This window comes from Actinomyces sp. 565, assembly GCF_010365615.1.
GTDB lineage: Bacteria > Actinomycetota > Actinomycetes > Actinomycetales > Actinomycetaceae > Actinomyces.
In genome coordinates this window covers 1,193-16,103 of sequence record NZ_PIZD01000073.1, presented here as the reverse complement: position 1 = coordinate 16,103, position 14,911 = coordinate 1,193, and the positions used below count along the sequence as shown (strand labels likewise).

14 protein-coding genes are annotated in these 14,911 nt (G+C 70.0%); 13 read left to right on the top strand and 1 reads right to left on the bottom strand.

Annotated features, from left to right (window positions below):
• Positions 1–331: 331 nt before the first annotated feature.
• The 6 genes from GZ997_RS12120 (at position 332) to GZ997_RS12095 (ending at position 7,030) form a co-directional block, all read left to right on the top strand.
• On the top strand, positions 332–1,075 hold the full coding sequence (locus GZ997_RS12120) for a class I SAM-dependent methyltransferase (RefSeq protein ID WP_162680068.1): 744 nt from the start codon (positions 332–334) through the stop codon (positions 1,073–1,075).
• A 93-nt stretch (positions 1,076–1,168) separates the two neighbouring features.
• Complete coding sequence (locus GZ997_RS12115; RefSeq protein ID WP_162680067.1) at positions 1,169–2,728, top strand: DUF2079 domain-containing protein; 1,560 nt, start codon at positions 1,169–1,171, stop codon at positions 2,726–2,728.
• Positions 2,729–2,875: 147 nt separating this feature from the next.
• Entirely contained in the window at positions 2,876–3,430 is a 555-nt protein-coding gene (locus GZ997_RS12110; RefSeq protein WP_238994453.1) for a nodulation protein NfeD, read from the top strand.
• Positions 3,431–3,532: 102 nt separating this feature from the next.
• Positions 3,533–4,927 (top strand): flotillin family protein, encoded by a 1,395-nt coding sequence (locus GZ997_RS12105; RefSeq protein ID WP_161923248.1) that lies wholly within the window; start codon positions 3,533–3,535, stop codon positions 4,925–4,927.
• A 175-nt stretch (positions 4,928–5,102) separates the two neighbouring features.
• Positions 5,103–5,897 carry a thioredoxin domain-containing protein gene (locus GZ997_RS12100; RefSeq protein WP_162680066.1) on the top strand — a complete coding sequence of 265 codons (795 nt, stop codon included), beginning with the start codon at positions 5,103–5,105 and terminating at the stop codon, positions 5,895–5,897.
• 188 nt (positions 5,898–6,085) lie between these two features.
• The gene (locus GZ997_RS12095; protein WP_161923246.1) at positions 6,086–7,030 is read left to right on the top strand and encodes an ROK family glucokinase; all 945 of its coding nucleotides are present in this window, start codon (positions 6,086–6,088) and stop codon (positions 7,028–7,030) included.
• 136 nt (positions 7,031–7,166) lie between these two features.
• Here GZ997_RS12095 and GZ997_RS12090 read toward each other — a convergent pair whose 3' ends face one another.
• Positions 7,167–7,865, bottom strand: a complete 699-nt coding sequence (locus tag GZ997_RS12090; protein WP_162680065.1) for a sugar O-acetyltransferase — start codon at positions 7,863–7,865, stop codon at positions 7,167–7,169.
• Between the two features lie 314 nt (positions 7,866–8,179).
• Between GZ997_RS12090 and GZ997_RS12085 the strand changes: the two genes are divergently transcribed.
• The 7 genes from GZ997_RS12085 to GZ997_RS12515 all read left to right on the top strand — a co-directional run.
• Positions 8,180–9,253 carry an iron-siderophore ABC transporter substrate-binding protein gene (locus tag GZ997_RS12085; protein ID WP_162680064.1) on the top strand — a complete coding sequence of 358 codons (1,074 nt, stop codon included), beginning with the start codon at positions 8,180–8,182 and terminating at the stop codon, positions 9,251–9,253.
• Between the two features lie 10 nt (positions 9,254–9,263).
• A complete protein-coding gene (locus GZ997_RS12080) occupies positions 9,264–10,361 on the top strand; it encodes an iron ABC transporter permease (protein WP_308807186.1) in 1,098 nt (365 codons plus the stop codon).
• A complete protein-coding gene (locus tag GZ997_RS12075; RefSeq protein WP_343212341.1) occupies positions 10,358–11,485 on the top strand; it encodes an iron ABC transporter permease in 1,128 nt (375 codons plus the stop codon). Before GZ997_RS12080 ends, GZ997_RS12075 begins: the two co-directional genes overlap by 4 nt.
• Before the next feature lie 101 nt (positions 11,486–11,586).
• Positions 11,587–12,450 carry an ABC transporter ATP-binding protein gene (locus GZ997_RS12070; RefSeq protein WP_162680070.1) on the top strand — a complete coding sequence of 288 codons (864 nt, stop codon included), beginning with the start codon at positions 11,587–11,589 and terminating at the stop codon, positions 12,448–12,450.
• Positions 12,447–13,415: a siderophore-interacting protein gene (locus GZ997_RS12065; RefSeq protein ID WP_343212340.1), complete on the top strand. Its 969-nt coding sequence runs from the start codon at positions 12,447–12,449 to the stop codon at positions 13,413–13,415. Before GZ997_RS12070 ends, GZ997_RS12065 begins: the two co-directional genes overlap by 4 nt.
• Before the next feature lie 349 nt (positions 13,416–13,764).
• Positions 13,765–14,205, top strand: coding sequence for a hypothetical protein (locus GZ997_RS12060; protein WP_162680063.1), 441 nt, complete (start codon positions 13,765–13,767; stop codon positions 14,203–14,205).
• 271 nt (positions 14,206–14,476) lie between these two features.
• On the top strand, positions 14,477–14,911 hold a 435-nt coding region (locus tag GZ997_RS12515), incomplete at its 3' end, for a hypothetical protein (RefSeq protein WP_203234256.1).

Genomic DNA, 14,911 nt, shown 5'->3' with positions numbered 1-14,911 from the left:
CCCCCCCCCCCCCCCCCGCCGCTGTATTCTGCCCCGACCTTCCCCCCAAACGCCTGCTCTCCGCCTATCGATCCCCCCAATCGGCCGATTGGCTTCGCTCCCGACGGGAGTGGAATACCTGACGTCACTAGCAACCGCCCGGGCCAGGGTCATCCCGATCACGCCCGAGCTCACCGTCGGCGCACCACTAACGCGTCGATCCTCAAACCGATCCCCGGAGCAACCACATGAATCACAGCGCCAGCCGGTCAACACGCGGCCTAACGGGCTCAACCTCCGCACACATTGGCGGCCGCGACGGCAACCGCCACCGCGGGACCGGTGAGGCGCGATGACCGCACTGCCCCTCACCGATGACCGCACCCGTCACAGCGACGCCCGCACGCCGCTGCTCTCCCTGTGCGACGAGACGGAGATCCAATCCGTTCTGGATCTGCTCTCCTTCATTCAAGAACCGGAGTTGGCCGAGCTGCGCGTGCTGGAGCTCGCCTGCGGCGCCGGTCCTGTCACTTTGCCGATGGCCGCCGCCGGCCACCGCGTACTGGCCACGGACTCCCAGCAGGAACCACTCGACCTGCTGTCTGCGCGCCTGCATGACCTGCAGCCCACCCGCGCTAATCTGGCCTCCCGCGTTGAAGTGCGCCAGGCCGACATGACCGACTTCCTCTTCGACGAGCCTTTCAAGGCCGTGTGCATATCAGCCGGGTCGATCACCGCCCTGGGCCCGGATCAGCGCCGCGCAACCATCCGCCTGGCCGCCGCCCACCTGGCGCCCGGTGGCCGCCTTATTCTCTCCGCCGAGCACGTGCGCCCGGAAGCACCGGCCCACGCCACCTTCACCGCCCGCCCCGGCATCACCCTGACCGAGCGGATCGACCACGCGCACCGCCGTCGGCAGGTCACCCTCGCCCGCGGTAAGGAGACCCGCACCTCAGACCTGTTCCTGGTCACGCCGCATGACCTCCTGCAGGACTTCGCGGAGGCCGGCGTCACAGTCGACTACCGCCACTTCATCCCAGACGCCCGGCGCCCCCACCACACCAACATCGTCTTCGGCACGGTAAAGCTGCACTGAGCGCTGCGCGCCCTCGGCCGGAGGGCGCCCCGACCTGCCCGGTATCACCTGGTATCCCCGCCCGCCCGACGGCGCCTGGGTAAGCTCGCTTTGATGACCGCTGCCCGCCTCCGCCCTGACCGACCGCTCACGCGGCTGCTTGACGGTCTTCCGGCCGCTCTGGCCGTCGTCGTCGGGGCCGCCGCCATGATCGTCTACTCGGTGGGTCAGTGGCGCGCCATGCAGGTGCCCAGCTGGGACCTGGCGATCTTCTCCGAGCTGGCCAAGGCCTACTCACGCCTGGAGGCGCCGGTCGTCCCGATCAAGGGTGAGGGCTACAACCTGTTGGGCGACCACTTCCACCCGCTGCTGGTACTGCTGGGCCCGGTGTGGCGGCTGTTTCCCACCCCGCTGGCACTCCTGGTGGTCCAGGACCTGCTGCTCGCCATTTCCGCCTGGCCCCTGACCCGACTGGCGACCCGCCTGCTGGGCCGTCTGGCCGCAACAGTGCTGGGGCTGTTCTATGTGCTCTCCTGGGGCTTCCAGGGGGCAGTGGCCTCCCAGTTCCACGAGATCGCCTTCGCGGTGCCGCTGCTGGCCTGGGCCGCAGTCGCATTCGTCGAGGGGCGCTGGCGCAGCTGTGCGCTGTGGCTGGCCCCCCTGGTCCTGATCAAGGAGGACCTGGGGCTGACGGTGCTAATGGCGGGTCTGGCCATCGCCCTGCGCGGCTGGCAGGGGGCGGCGCAGCAGCCCACGCACCGCGGGCCGGCCTGGTGGCGGCGCCTGAGCACCGCCCGCCTGGGCGTGTTGGTGGCCCTGTTCGGCGCCGCCGCCTTCCTGCTGACAGTGCTGGTCCTCCTGCCGGCGCTGAGTCCCTCAGGCACCTGGGAGTACGGCCTGACCGGGGGCGGAGGCGCGGACACGAGCCTCATCGCCCGGCTGCTCTCCTCCGAGGTCAAGCTTCAGACCCTCGGAGCGCTGGTGGGCACGGCGGGACTCATTGGGCTCACCTCCCCCTGGATGGCGCTGGTGCTGCCCACCCTCTCCTGGCGCTTCCTGTCCTCCAACGAGTTCTACTGGGGCTGGCAGAACTGGCATTACAACGCGATCCTGATCCCGATTGCGCTGGGTGCCCTGCTCGACGCCGTCGCCCGGCTCCAGGCAGCGCCCGACGCACCGGCCACCGAAGTGCCGGGCACGCCGACCCCGGGCACGCAGCAACCGGACCCGGAGGCACCACACGCGACGCCGGGCTGGTCGGCCGTGCCGATGTGGGCCCGCTGGGCGGCGGCCCTCGGCGTCGTCCTACCACTGGCGACCGGCCTGCTCACGCTCCGTGACCTGCCACTGTGGTCCATAACGCGCTCCGGCTATGGCGCCCCGTCGCCCCGTACTCAGGCGGCCGCGCAGGTCATGGACCTGATACCCGCCGGCGCCAGCGTGGAGACGGACCTGGGCCTGCTGGCCTACCTGGTCCCCGACCACACCGTGTACTGGGTGGGCACCTCCGAGGTCGACACCGACTACGTGGTCGTGGACTCCCTGTCCTCCGCCTGGGGAGGCAACCCGCCCACGGACGCCGCCGCCTGGGCCACCGGCCAGTCGCAAAACGGGGCCGTATACGAGTTGGTGCTGGACGAAGGCGGTTACCAGCTGGCACGCCGGGTCTCCTGAGACCCGGCGGGGCGCGGTGGGCAGAACTCCCCATCGGCACACTGCCCGGCTCGTGGGACGGGCATTCCCCGTAACCTCCCGCTATGTAACAATCCGGGCGTAAGCAAAGCGGTAGTCGAGCGGCCATCCCGGCCCGGAGAGGCGGACATGTCCCTGTTCATGTGGTGCGCCGTCCTCGGCTGCGGCGCCCTGGCGCTCTCGCTACTGCTCGACGGCCTTTTCGACGGCCTGGACGACCTGCTGTTCGACGGCTCCCTGCCGGTGCTCGCCTGTGCTCTGGGCGTGTTCGGCGCCGTCGGCATGGGCGTGCAGGCACTGGCCGGCGAGCGGTTGTCCACGCCGGTGCTGATCGGCGTCCCGCTGGGACTCGCCGTCGTCGCCGGGGCGGTCACGCGCGCCGTGTGGCGGCGACTGCGCCGCTCCATGCCGCGCAACGCCACACCCCTGACGGTCGGCGAGCTGGTTGGCAGTGAAGTGCAGGTGGTGTGGTGGAAGGACGGCCGCGGCGAGGTCATGGCCACCTCCCGCGGGCATCAGGCGACCCTGCCCGCGCGCTCCGACGACGTCCTGCGGACCGGCGCCGTCGCCTGGGTGGTGGACACGACCGCGGATGACACACTCGTCGTCGGCCGGATAGACCCACCCGCCCCCACCGAGCCGGCGTCACGTCCCGTGAATCGTCCGCCTGCTCCCGCCGGCTAGCCGCAGCGGCCGGACGCCGTGAGGCGACCGTCCGCCGCCCCCGACCGCCACGCCTCGTCCTCCAAGCCACAGCAACCACAAGAACCCACGAAAGCAGGCTGAATGCTCTACGCCATCATTGCCGTCATCGTCCTGGCGATTCTGCTGGGTACCTACATGCTCTCCCGAGTCGTCGTCGTGCCCTCCAACCTGACGGGCCTGGTCTCCGGATCCACTCGCAACGGCGAGGTCAAGATCATCCGCCCCGGTGGGCGCGACTTCGTCCTGCCGATCATCCAGTCCATCCAGTACCTGCCCTTCACCCAGAACACCATCGGCTTCCAGGTGACCGCCGAGGACGAGAACAAGATCAACGTCTCCGTCTCCGCCGTCGCCGCCGTGAAGGTCGGCGACTCCGACCAGCAGGTGCGGGCCGCCGCCAAGCGCTTCCTGGGCAAGCCGAACACGGACCAGGCGATCGCCGACTCCTCCCGTGACGCCCTGATCGGCTCGCTGCGCTCCATCATCGGCCACATGACGGTCACCGACCTGATCTCCGACCGCGACGCCCTTCAGCAGAACGTGTTCGACGACGCCAAGTCCGTCATGGCCAACATGGGCCTGGAGATCGATGTGCTGCAGATCTCGGAGATCACCGACGCCTCCGGCTACATCGACTCCCTGGGCGTGCCCGAGCAGCAGCGAGTGGCTAAGGATGCCCGCGTGGCGCGCGCCAACGCCGAGCGGGAGGCCAAGGACGCCGAGGTGTCCTCGCGCCAGCAGATCGCCGAGCGCGAGCGCGACCTGGCGCTGCGCCAGGCTCAGCTCAAGGCGGAGACCGACAAGGCGCAGGCGGAGGCCGACTCCGCCGGCCCGCTGGCCCGCGCCGCCAAGAAGCGGGAGATCGCCGTCATCGAGCAGGAGGCCGCCGAGGCCAAGGCCGCCCTGACCGAGCGTGAGCTGGACTCCACCGTGCGCAAGCCCGCCGACGCCGCCCGCTACCAGCGCGAGCAGGAGGCCGAGGCCGCCAAGGCGGAGTCGATTCGCCGTGCCGAGGCCGAGGCCGAGCGCACCCGGCTGGACGCCGAGGCGCAGGCGCAGGCCACCGTCGCCCGGGCCGAGGCTCAGGCCCGCGCCACCGCCGCGCAGGCGCAGGCCGAGGCCGAGGCCATTGCCGCCCGCGGTCGTGCCGAGGCCGAGGCCGTGCGCGCCGCCGGTGAGGCGGAGGCGAAGGCCATGAGTGACAAGGCCGACGCCCTGGCCAAGTACGGGCGGGCCGCCACCCAGCAGATGATCCTGGACAAGGCGCCGGAGATCGCCCGCGCCCTGGCCGAGCCGCTGGGCAGTGTCAAGGACATGTCGATCATCTCCACCGAGGGCGCCTCCGCGCTGCCCAAGGCGGTGGCCGGCAACGTCGAGCAGCTCGATGCCGTCATGCGCTCGCTGACGGGCACCAGCCTGACCGACATGATGCAGCGCTTCGCCTCCTCCGACGGCGACGACTCCGCGGGGGCCTGACCGCTCACCACCCCCTGCGCCGAGGTCGGTAGACGTTACGTGCCGAGGTCGGTTGATATGGCGGCGGCCGACGCCGCTCAGCCAGCCGTGCCCTTTACCGAGATGCCGCCTAACGCGAGCTCTTGAAGGGCCCGGCGGCAAGCGGCGTCGCCGTCGGCTCTGAAAGACTGCCCTCATGACGTCACTCACCGGCGGTACCGCATCCGGCCAGCGGACCCGCAGCAATCCGCTCATCGTCTCCCTGCTCATCGTGATTGCGATCCTGCTCGCAGTAATTGCGATCATCCTGGCGATGCGGCCCGACCGGTCCGGCGCAGGCGCGTCGGCGACTGGGGAGGCTTCGGCAGCCGATACGGCGCAGACGACGACGGCCCAGGCCGCCGCGCCCTCGCAGACCGACCCCGACCTGCTGGCGATCTTGCACGGGGAAGTCAGGCGTGACCCCGGTGACGTCCAGGCCAAGGGCGACGTCGACGCCCCAGTGGTGATGGTGGTCTACTCCGACTTCGCCTGCCCGTACTGCACCCAGTTCGCGCAAGAGGTGGACCCTGCGCTGGAGGACCTGGTTGAGGACGGTACCCTGCGCGTGGAGTGGCGCGACCTCGCCCAGATCACTGCGACGTCCCCGCTGGCTGCGCAGGCCGGCCTCGCCGCCGGAAAGCAGGGAAAGTTCTGGGAGTTCCACGACGCCGTATACGCCGCCACCGACCCGACTGAGCACCCCGAGTACACCGAGGACTCCCTGGTCGCCTTCGCCAAGCAGGCGGGCGTGCCCGACCTGGGGCAGTTCCGCTCCGACATGACCGCCGCGCAGACCGTGCAGGCGGTCGACGACGCCAAGCAGCACGCCTACGACCTGGGCATCACCGGCACTCCCTTCTTCATCGTCAACGACGCCTATATCTCCGGCTACGTGCCCGCGGACTATATCCGAGCCACCATCCTCGAGCAGGCCGCTGCGGCCGAGTGAGGGGCTTGCGCCCGGGGCGGGCCGATGTGGCCGCGGACGACGGTTGGCCAGTCCCATTGCGCCTGTCACAATAGGCTCATAGATCTCCGCGCGACCGGCACGAGCCGGCGAGGAACAGGGGCGCCGTCGCCCCGTGCGGCAGGTCATTGGAAGACATATCGGACTTTGAGGGAACCAGGAGACTGACTATGGCACTGAGCATCGGCGTCGATGTGGGTGGAACGAAGATCGCCGCAGGCGTCGTCGACGAGGACGGCACTGTACTGGCAACCGTACGGCGCGACTCCCCCGCCACCAGCCGCGAAGCCATTTTCACCACCATCGCGGAAGTAGCCAACGAGCTCGCCTCACGCTACGACGTCGAGGCCATCGGCGTGGGAGCCGCGGGCTTCACCTCCTCGGACCGCAACACCATGGTCTACGGCACCAACCTCGACTGGACCGGCGCTCGCATCGCCGATGAGATCTCCGCCCGCACAGGCAAGAAGGTAGTCGTTGAGAATGACGCCAATGCGGCCGGCTGGGCCGAGGCCCGCTTCGGCGGCGGCGAGGGCGCCAAGAACGTGCTGGTGGTGACGCTGGGAACGGGCGTCGGCGGCGCCGTCATCATCGACGGCCACCTCGTGCGCGGCGCCGCTGGATTCGCCGCGGAGATCGGCCACATCAACGTCGTCCCGGACGGGCGTCCCTGCGGCTGCGGCCAGCGCGGGTGCCTGGAGCGCTACGCCTCCGGCACTGCGCTGGGCGTCAACGGCTGGGAGCTGGCCAAGTTCCGGCCTGACTACGCCGCCCGCATCATTGAGCTCTCCGGCGGCGACCAGAACAGGATATCCGGCAAGGCCGTCACGGCCGCCGCCCGCGAGGGCGACCCGGCCGCCCTGGAGTGCTATGCCCACCTGGGCAGCGCGCTCGGCCTGGGACTGGCCGACCTGTGCGCCGTGCTCGACCCCGAGGTCGTTGTGCTGGCCGGCGGCCTGACCGAGGCCGGCGACATCCTGCTGAACCCGGTCCGCAAGAGCTTCGCCGAGCACCTGACGGCGCGCGCCCACCGCCCCGAGATTCCGATCGTCATCTCCTCCTCGGGCCAGGAGGCTGGGCTCATCGGCGCCGCCGACCTCGCCCGCCAGGACTGATCCGCCTCTGACGTACGCGTTCCCGCCACACGTACGCGTTTTGGAGGTTGCCCCGGTTCTGGCAGTCGGCCGGCTCTGAAACGCGTACGTGAGAGCGGAAGTGGTGCGCGAGACAGGACTTCGTGCGCCGGGCGCCTCAGGCGCGATCGTCCCCTGACTGCCTGCCGGGCACCGGCAGCGTACGCGGCGCCCGGTAGGACCAGTCACGGTCGGCGTCGGTGATTTCGCGCAGCACCCGAGCGGGCACGCCGCCGGCCACCACCATGGGTGGCACATTGGCGTTCACGACGGCGCCCGCGGCGACTACCGAGCCACGACCAATGGTCACGCCCGGCAGGATCGTCACATTCCCGCCGATCCACACGTCGTCCTCAATCACCACCGGGGCGGAGAACTGCTGACCGTGATCGCGCGCCTGCGGATGGATGGGATGACCGGCCGTAGCGATCATCACGCGCGGCCCGAACATCACCCGGTTGCCGATGGTCACCGGGGAGTCGTCGATTATCTGCAGGCCCGCGTTGGCGTACACGGGGGAGCCCACACGGGTATGGATGCCATAGGCGACGTGCAGCGGCGGCTCCACCCACACGTATTCACCGATCTCGCCGAAGATCTCCTCCAAGAGGCGACGGCGCCCGGCTGCGTCGCGCGGGGAGGTGGCGTTGTAGGCGGCGGCCAGCTCCTTGCCGTGGATGCGCTGCTCGGTCAGCGCCTCCAGTCCCGGGCCCTCGTCAAGGTACAGCTCCTGGGCGGCCATACGCCGCCGCACCTCCGCCTCGCGGGGGTCGATTGCGGTGTCCTCGCCCGGACCGTTGTTGCCTTGCGGACTCATATTCGCTCCTTCGCGTCTCGGGTGGATGCGGGCCTACGTGGCTGCGTGGCATCCTCCCGAGTAAACGTAGGCGATCGGCTCGGTGGATGGGCCAGGTTCGCGAGCACCGCAGGTACGGGTCCCGCCGTTCCCGGCAACCGAGTCCTACCCGGCCTGCGGGCTGGTCGTCCCCGGCGCTGGTACCTGCCTCCCGCCGGTCTCGCCCGGCCTGGAGGAGCGGCGTGGGGCATCGCACGCCAACCCGTCTATGAGGTCAGCCTCACCTCAGCTAGTGTTCTAGCTGTTCACTTGCCCGCGACTGAGAGCAAACCGCTGTGACCATAAACCGTAAGTCCTTCCTGCTGGGCGGCCTGGCCTTTCCCGCCGCCGCGTTCCTGGCCGCCTGCAGCTCCGACTCAACCCCCGCGTCCGCGCCCGCCGATGTTGCATCCAACGACGGCGCCACAGCCACGACGCAGGAGATCACCGTCGAGCACGCCTTCGGCACCACCACCATCCCCGCCGGCGCCTCCCGCTTCACCGCAATCGCCTGGGGCAACCACGACGTCGCCCTGGCCCTGGACGTCATGCCCGCCGGCCTGTCGCGCCAGGAATGGGGCGTAGCGGACGGCTCCGGCATGCTGGAGTGGACTAAGCAGAAGGTAGACGAGCAGGTGGCCGCGGGCGCCGCTGAGCCGGCCCTGTTCGACGACACCGACGGCTACGACTTCGAGGCTATCGCCGAGACCGCTCCCGACGTCATCCTGGCCGCCTACTCCGGCCTCAGCCAGGAGGAGTACGACACCCTCACGAAGATCGCCCCCACCATCGCCTACCCGGGAGTGCCCTGGGGGACCAAGTGGCGGGAGATGATCCGCCTGGACTCCCAGGCCATGGGCATGAGTGAGCAGGGCGAGGACCTGGTCACCGACCTGGAGCAGCAAATCGCCGACGCCGTCGGCCAGCACCCGCAGATCGCCGGCAAGTCGGCGGCCTTCTTCTACTTAAGTGAGTCCGACACCTCCACGATCGGCTTCTACACCACCGCCGACCCGCGCACCGCCTTCATGACCGACCTGGGCATGACCATCCCAGCATCCGTGCAAACCGTCTCCGACGCCGACCCGGAGATCTTCTACACTGACGTCTCCAGCGAGAACGCGGACCAGGTGGCGGACGTGGACGTGATGATCATGTACGGGGAGGAGTCCGACCTGGCCGCACTGCAGGCCGACCCCCTGGTGGGCACCATCCCGGCGATCAAGAACGGCGCGGTCGCGTTCGTCGGCAACGGCACCCCGCTGTCGGCATCCACCAACCCCGGCCCACTGTCCATCCCGTGGGGCATCAAGGACTACGTCGCTCTGATCGCCGCCGCCGCTGACAAGGCAGACGCCGCCCGAGCCTGAGCGAACACCAGTGACCGCCCATAGCCAGCTCGCCCCGTCCCGTCCTGGGCCACCGCCGATTACCGCACCCGACTCTCCCGCCGGGCCGGCGCAGGCCCGGTCGTCCCAACGAGGTCACGCCCGTCGGCCGCTCGCGGCCATCGGCCTCCTCCTCATCCTGCTGGCACTCGCGGTCGTCTGCTCGATCGCCTTCGGCGCGCGCGTGGTGGGCATTGACGAGATCCTCAGCGGTCTGGCCGGGCGCGGTGAGTCCCTCGGTGCGCTGGCGGTCGCCGAGCGGGTGCCGCGCACCGCCACCGCCGTGGTCGCGGGCGCGGCGCTGGGGACCTCCGGGGCGCTCATGCAGGCAGTCACCCGCAACCCGATTGCCGATCCGGGCATCCTCGGCATCAATACCGGGGCGTCACTGGCGATCGTCGTCGCCATCGCCTTCGCTCATATCTCCTCCCTGTGGGAGTACCTGTGGGTGGCGATGGCCGGCGCGGGGGCGACCGCCGTCTTCGTTTACGCCATCGGGTCGCTCGGCCCCGGCGGTGCCACACCGGTCAAGCTGGCCCTGGCCGGGGTGGCCACGAGCGCGGCCCTATCCTGCCTGATCAGTGCGATCCTGCTGCCGCGGGCCGAGGGGCTGACCGACTTCCGCTTCTGGCAGGTCGGCTCCCTGGGCCGGGGCACGTGGGCGGCGCTGGCAACAGTCGCGCCGCTGCTCCTGCTCGCCGCCGCCCTGGCTGCCGTCGTCGCCCGGCCGCTCAACTCCCTGGCGCTGGGTGAGGAGATGGCCGTGGGCCTAGGGGTGAAGGTCGGGCGCACCCGCCTGCTGGCCGCGGCCGCGGGCGTGATCGCCTGTGCGACGACGACGGCGCTGGCCGGCCCGATCAGCTTCGTCGGGCTGATGGTGCCGCACACCGTGCGGATGCTCGTCGGTCCCGATAACCGCTGGCTGCTGCCGCTGTCGGCCCTGGGCGGGGCGGCGCTGCTGACCTTCGCTGACGTAGTGGGGCGGGTGATCGCCCGTCCGAGCGAAGTGAGCGTGGGCGTGGTGACCGCCTTTGTGGGTGCCCCGGTACTCATCGCGATTGCCCGCAGCGCAAAGGTGCGTGAGTTGTGAGCGCCCCCGCCGGTACGGCGTCCGCGCCCTCCGCAGCGAGGGATGCTCCGGGAGCGGCTACCGCCCGCCCCATACCCGGCTTCCCCCCAGACGCCCCGGCCCCCGGGTTCACCGCACCTGGCCGACGCCGTCGTCACCGCCGCTACCTGGCGGTCACGGCCGCACTGGCGCTGCTGGTGGCGGCACTGTGGTGGCTGACGGTGCTGTCCGGCCCCACCTGGTACTCCCCCGCCGACGTGATCGCCGTAATCGCGGGCCGCCAGGTGCCGGGGGCTTCCTTCGCCGTCGGCCAGTTGCGGCTTCCGCGCGCCCTGCTGGGGCTGCTGGCGGGAGTGGCATTCGGGATGGCCGGCCGCACCTCGCAGACGATGCTGCGCAATCAGCTGGCCAGTCCGGACATCATCGGCATCACCTCCGGAGCGTCGACTGCGGCGGTGTTCGCGATCCTGGTGCTGGGCTGGTCCGGCATGCGCGTGAACCTGCTGGCGCTGGGCTGTGGCCTGGGCACGGCCTTGGTCATCTACCTGCTGTCAGGGGCGGGCAGCATGCAGGGCGGGCGCCTGATCCTGATCGGCATCGGGGTCTCGGCCATGTTCTCCTCGCTGATTTCCTACATGCAGCTTAAGGCCTCCATCTACAACGTCGCCGACGCCGTGCGCTGGCTGTCGGGGTCGCTGGCCGGTGCGAGCTGGGAGCAGGTGCCGCTTCTGGCCGGCGCCGTCGTCATCCTGGGCGGGGTGCTGCTGTGGATGGGCAGGGACCTGACGACCCTGTCACTGGGCGAGGAGATGGCCACCGCCTTGGGGGTAGCGGTTGGCCGCACCCGGCTGGTGCTCCTGCTGTCCATGGTGGCGCTGGCGGCCTTCGCGACGGCGGCCACCGGCCCGATTGCCTTCGTGGCTTTCCTGGCCGGACCGGTCACCGCCCGCCTGGTGGGCCGCACTGATCGGGCACTGCTGGCGCCGTCGGCGCTTATGGGAGCGGCAATCGTGCTGGGAGCGGACCTGGCAGGTCAGTATTTTTTCCCGACGGCGCTTCCGGTCGGGGTGGTAACCGGGATCGTTGGGGCACCGTATCTGCTGCTTCAAGTAGTCCGTCTCAATCAGGAGGGGGCAGCCGCATGAGTGCAGCGGATGCTCAAGCTCTCGCGCATGCAGCCGTCGCCGGGAGCGCAGCCGCTGAAGGCGATGCGGCGGCAGTCGTCGGCACGGAAACAGCCAGCTCGATGGCGACAGCGCCTCCAGGCGCCGCCGAACCGAGTCGGGCCGTGCCGCGCGCCCTTTCCACGCGGGAGCTGCGCTCCGGGTACGGGCACCGCACCGTCGTCGACGGCGTGGACCTGAACCTCCCCACCGGCGCGATCACGGTGATCGTGGGGGCGAATGCCTGCGGCAAGTCGACCCTGTTGAAGACCATGGCGCGGATTCTGGCGCCGATGTCCGGTTCGGTGCTGCTTGACGGCCGGGATGTCACCACGATTCCGACCAAGCGCCTTGCCACCCGGCTCGGGCTGCTGCCGCAGCAGCCGATAGCGCCGGAGGGGATCGTGGTCGCCGACCTGGTGGGGCGGGCCCGGCACCCGCACCAGGGGCTGTTCCGCTCCGCCTCCGCTACGGACCGGCTCATCGTGGAGGAGGCGCTGGCGGCCACCCGCACCGCGCAGCTGGCCGACCGGAGCGTGGATGAGCTCTCGGGCGGGCAGCGGCAGCGGGTGTGGATCGCCATGGCGCTGGCCCAGCGCACCGACGTGTTGCTGCTGGACGAGCCCACCACCTTCCTGGACCTGACCCACCAGGTGGAGGTGCTGGACCTGCTCACCGACCTGAACCGGGAGCGCGGCACCACCATCGTCATGGTGCTGCATGACATCAACCTGGCCGCCCGCTACGCCGATCACGTGATCGCCATGCGAGAAGGACGGGTAGTGGCCGCAGGGACGCCGGAGCAGGTTGTGAGTCCGGCTCTGATGCGGGAGGTGTTCGGCCTGGACGCCGAGGTGATCACCGATCCGGTCTCGGCCACGCCGCTGGTGCTGCCCAAGGGACGCCACCACGTGGTCGGCGCAGCGGACGCGGGGGCGGCGTCGTGAGCACCGCTACGAGTCCGGTCCCGTTCCGGTTCTTCCCGGTGCGGGTGGAGCGGATTATGGATGTCACCCCGCATCTGCGGCGGGTGACCTTCACCGGGGACGAGCTGGAGGACTTCGGCGATCCCGGCTGGGACCAGCGGATCAAGCTGGTGCTGCCGGCTGCGGACGGGGGTTACGCGCACCTGCCGACGGGGGCGGACTGGTACGACCACTGGCGGGCTCTGCCGACCGACCGGCGCCCGGCGCTGCGCACCTACACCACGCGCAGCGTGCGACTCGCGAGGGGCCGGGACGCAAGCCTCTCCGGTACATCCACCGGGGCCGAGGTTGACGTCGACATGGTGGTGCACGCACCGCTGGGCCCGGCGTCCCGCTGGCTGGGGAGCGCCCGCCCGGGTGCGTCGGCGGTGCTGCTGGGGCCCTCGCGGGCCTGGCTGAGCGCGCAGCCGGCCGGCACGCCTCCCGGCGGGGTGGACTTCTTGCCTCCGGCCGTCACCGGCAGGTTCCTGATCGGCGGGGATGAGACGGCGGCCCCGGCGATCGCCAGGATTCTGGAGCAGCTGCCCGCGTCCGCGCGAGGCATCACCGTAGTCGAGCTGCCTGCGGCGGCCGATGTCGCCTACCTGCCGACGCATCCGGGTATTGAGGTGCGCGCGCTTGCCCGTGACGGGGGCCCGCATGGAGAAAGGCTCGTGGCGGGTGTGAGACGGGCGGCGGCCGAGCTCATCCCGGAGGGACAGCCACAGGAGGTCAAGAAGATCGACGTCGACCGGGAACTGCTGTGGGAGGTTCCGCGCACCGCGCGCGGCGGGGCCGCCCTCATGCGGGCGGACGTGTACGCATGGCTGGCCGGAGAAGCAAGTGCCGTGTGCGCCCTGCGCCGCCACCTGGTCTCCGAGCGGGGCCTGAACCGGCGGGCGGTAGCCTTCATGGGCTACTGGCGCCAAGGCCGGGCCGAGGGCTGAGGTCAAGCAGTCTTCCGTCCAGTCCGCGACTAGCCGCCGCGGGATCCCCTGCCGTGGGAGGAGGGCTGGAAGCCCCAGTGACACCCCAGATCACCGTCGGGAACACCCCGGAGGCTGAGGTTCTGGATACCACAGCCACCCAGGTCCAGGCCATCATCGACCGCCTGCCCGGTTGACTGGCCTGGGTGGTGTCGATAAGGTCACAGTAACGATTTCCTTAGCGTCCGGGTCAGGAGGATTGTTTATGAGCGGCCGGGTCTCACCGGAACAGCCTGGTATGTCGCAGTGGCCACCGGCTCCACAACCGGGGCAGCCGCAGCACACCTGGAGCCGTCCTCTGCGTATCGACATGCGGGAGACCGCTGCCGAGGTTCTGGCGCTGATTGACAGTGATCGGCAGTTCGAGCGGCTGCTGCGGCAGGGACTGACCCCCCAACAGGTGGCTGACCGCACCGGGGAGGATGAGCGCTTCGTCCTGACCGTAAAACGCATGATAGACCGCGGCGAGCCGGTGCGTCCCGAGACCCCGGAGGAGCTGGGCTTCCGGCGCTTCCTGGGGCAGATCAGCAGCCGGGAGATGATGGACCGGCTGCGCACCTGGCCCTACACCTTCGGCCGCATCCGCGACTACGACGACTACGAGCGCGGCTCCTGGGACGAGATACGAAACCTGCGCCGAGACGGTCTGCTGTCCGATCAGGAGTACGCCGAGCTTAAGGCGATCACCGATCCGATGCCCAAGCCGCCCGACGACCCCATGCCCTGGGATGAGGGCTGGAAGCCCCAGTGACACCCCCAACCCGGTACACCGGGAACACCCCGGCGCCGGAGGTTGTAGACGCCACCGCCACCCAGGTCCAGGCCATCATCGACCGCCTGCCCGGTTGACTGGCCTGGGTGGTGTCGATAAGGTCACAGTAACGATTTCCTTAGCGTCCGGGTCAGGAGGATTGTTTATGAGCGGCCGGGTCTCACCGGAACAGCCTGGTATGTCGCAGTGGCCACCGGCTCCACAACCGGGGCAGCCGCAGCACACCTGGAGCCGTCCTCTGCGTATCGACATGCGGGAGACCGCTGCCGAGGTTCTGGCACGGTTTGATCGTGATCGGGAGATTCAGCGGCTGCTGCGGCAGGGACTGACCCCCCAACAGGTGATTGAACGCACCGGCTCCGAACCCAGGTTCGTGGCCCACGTGGGCCAGCAGATGGAGCGGGGGGAGCCGGTGCGTCCCGAGACCCCGGAGGAGCTGGGCTTCCGGCGCTTCCTGGGGCAGATCAGCAGCCGGGAGATGATGGACCGGCTGCGCACCTGGCCCTACACCTTCGGCCGCATCCGCGACTACGACGACTACGAGCGCGGCTCCTGGGATGACATCGACAGTCTGCGCCGAGACGGTCTGCTGTCCGATCAGGAGTACGCCGAGCTTAAGGCGATCACCGATCCGATGCCCAAGCCGCCCGACGACCCCATGCCCTGGGATGAGGGCTGGAAGCCA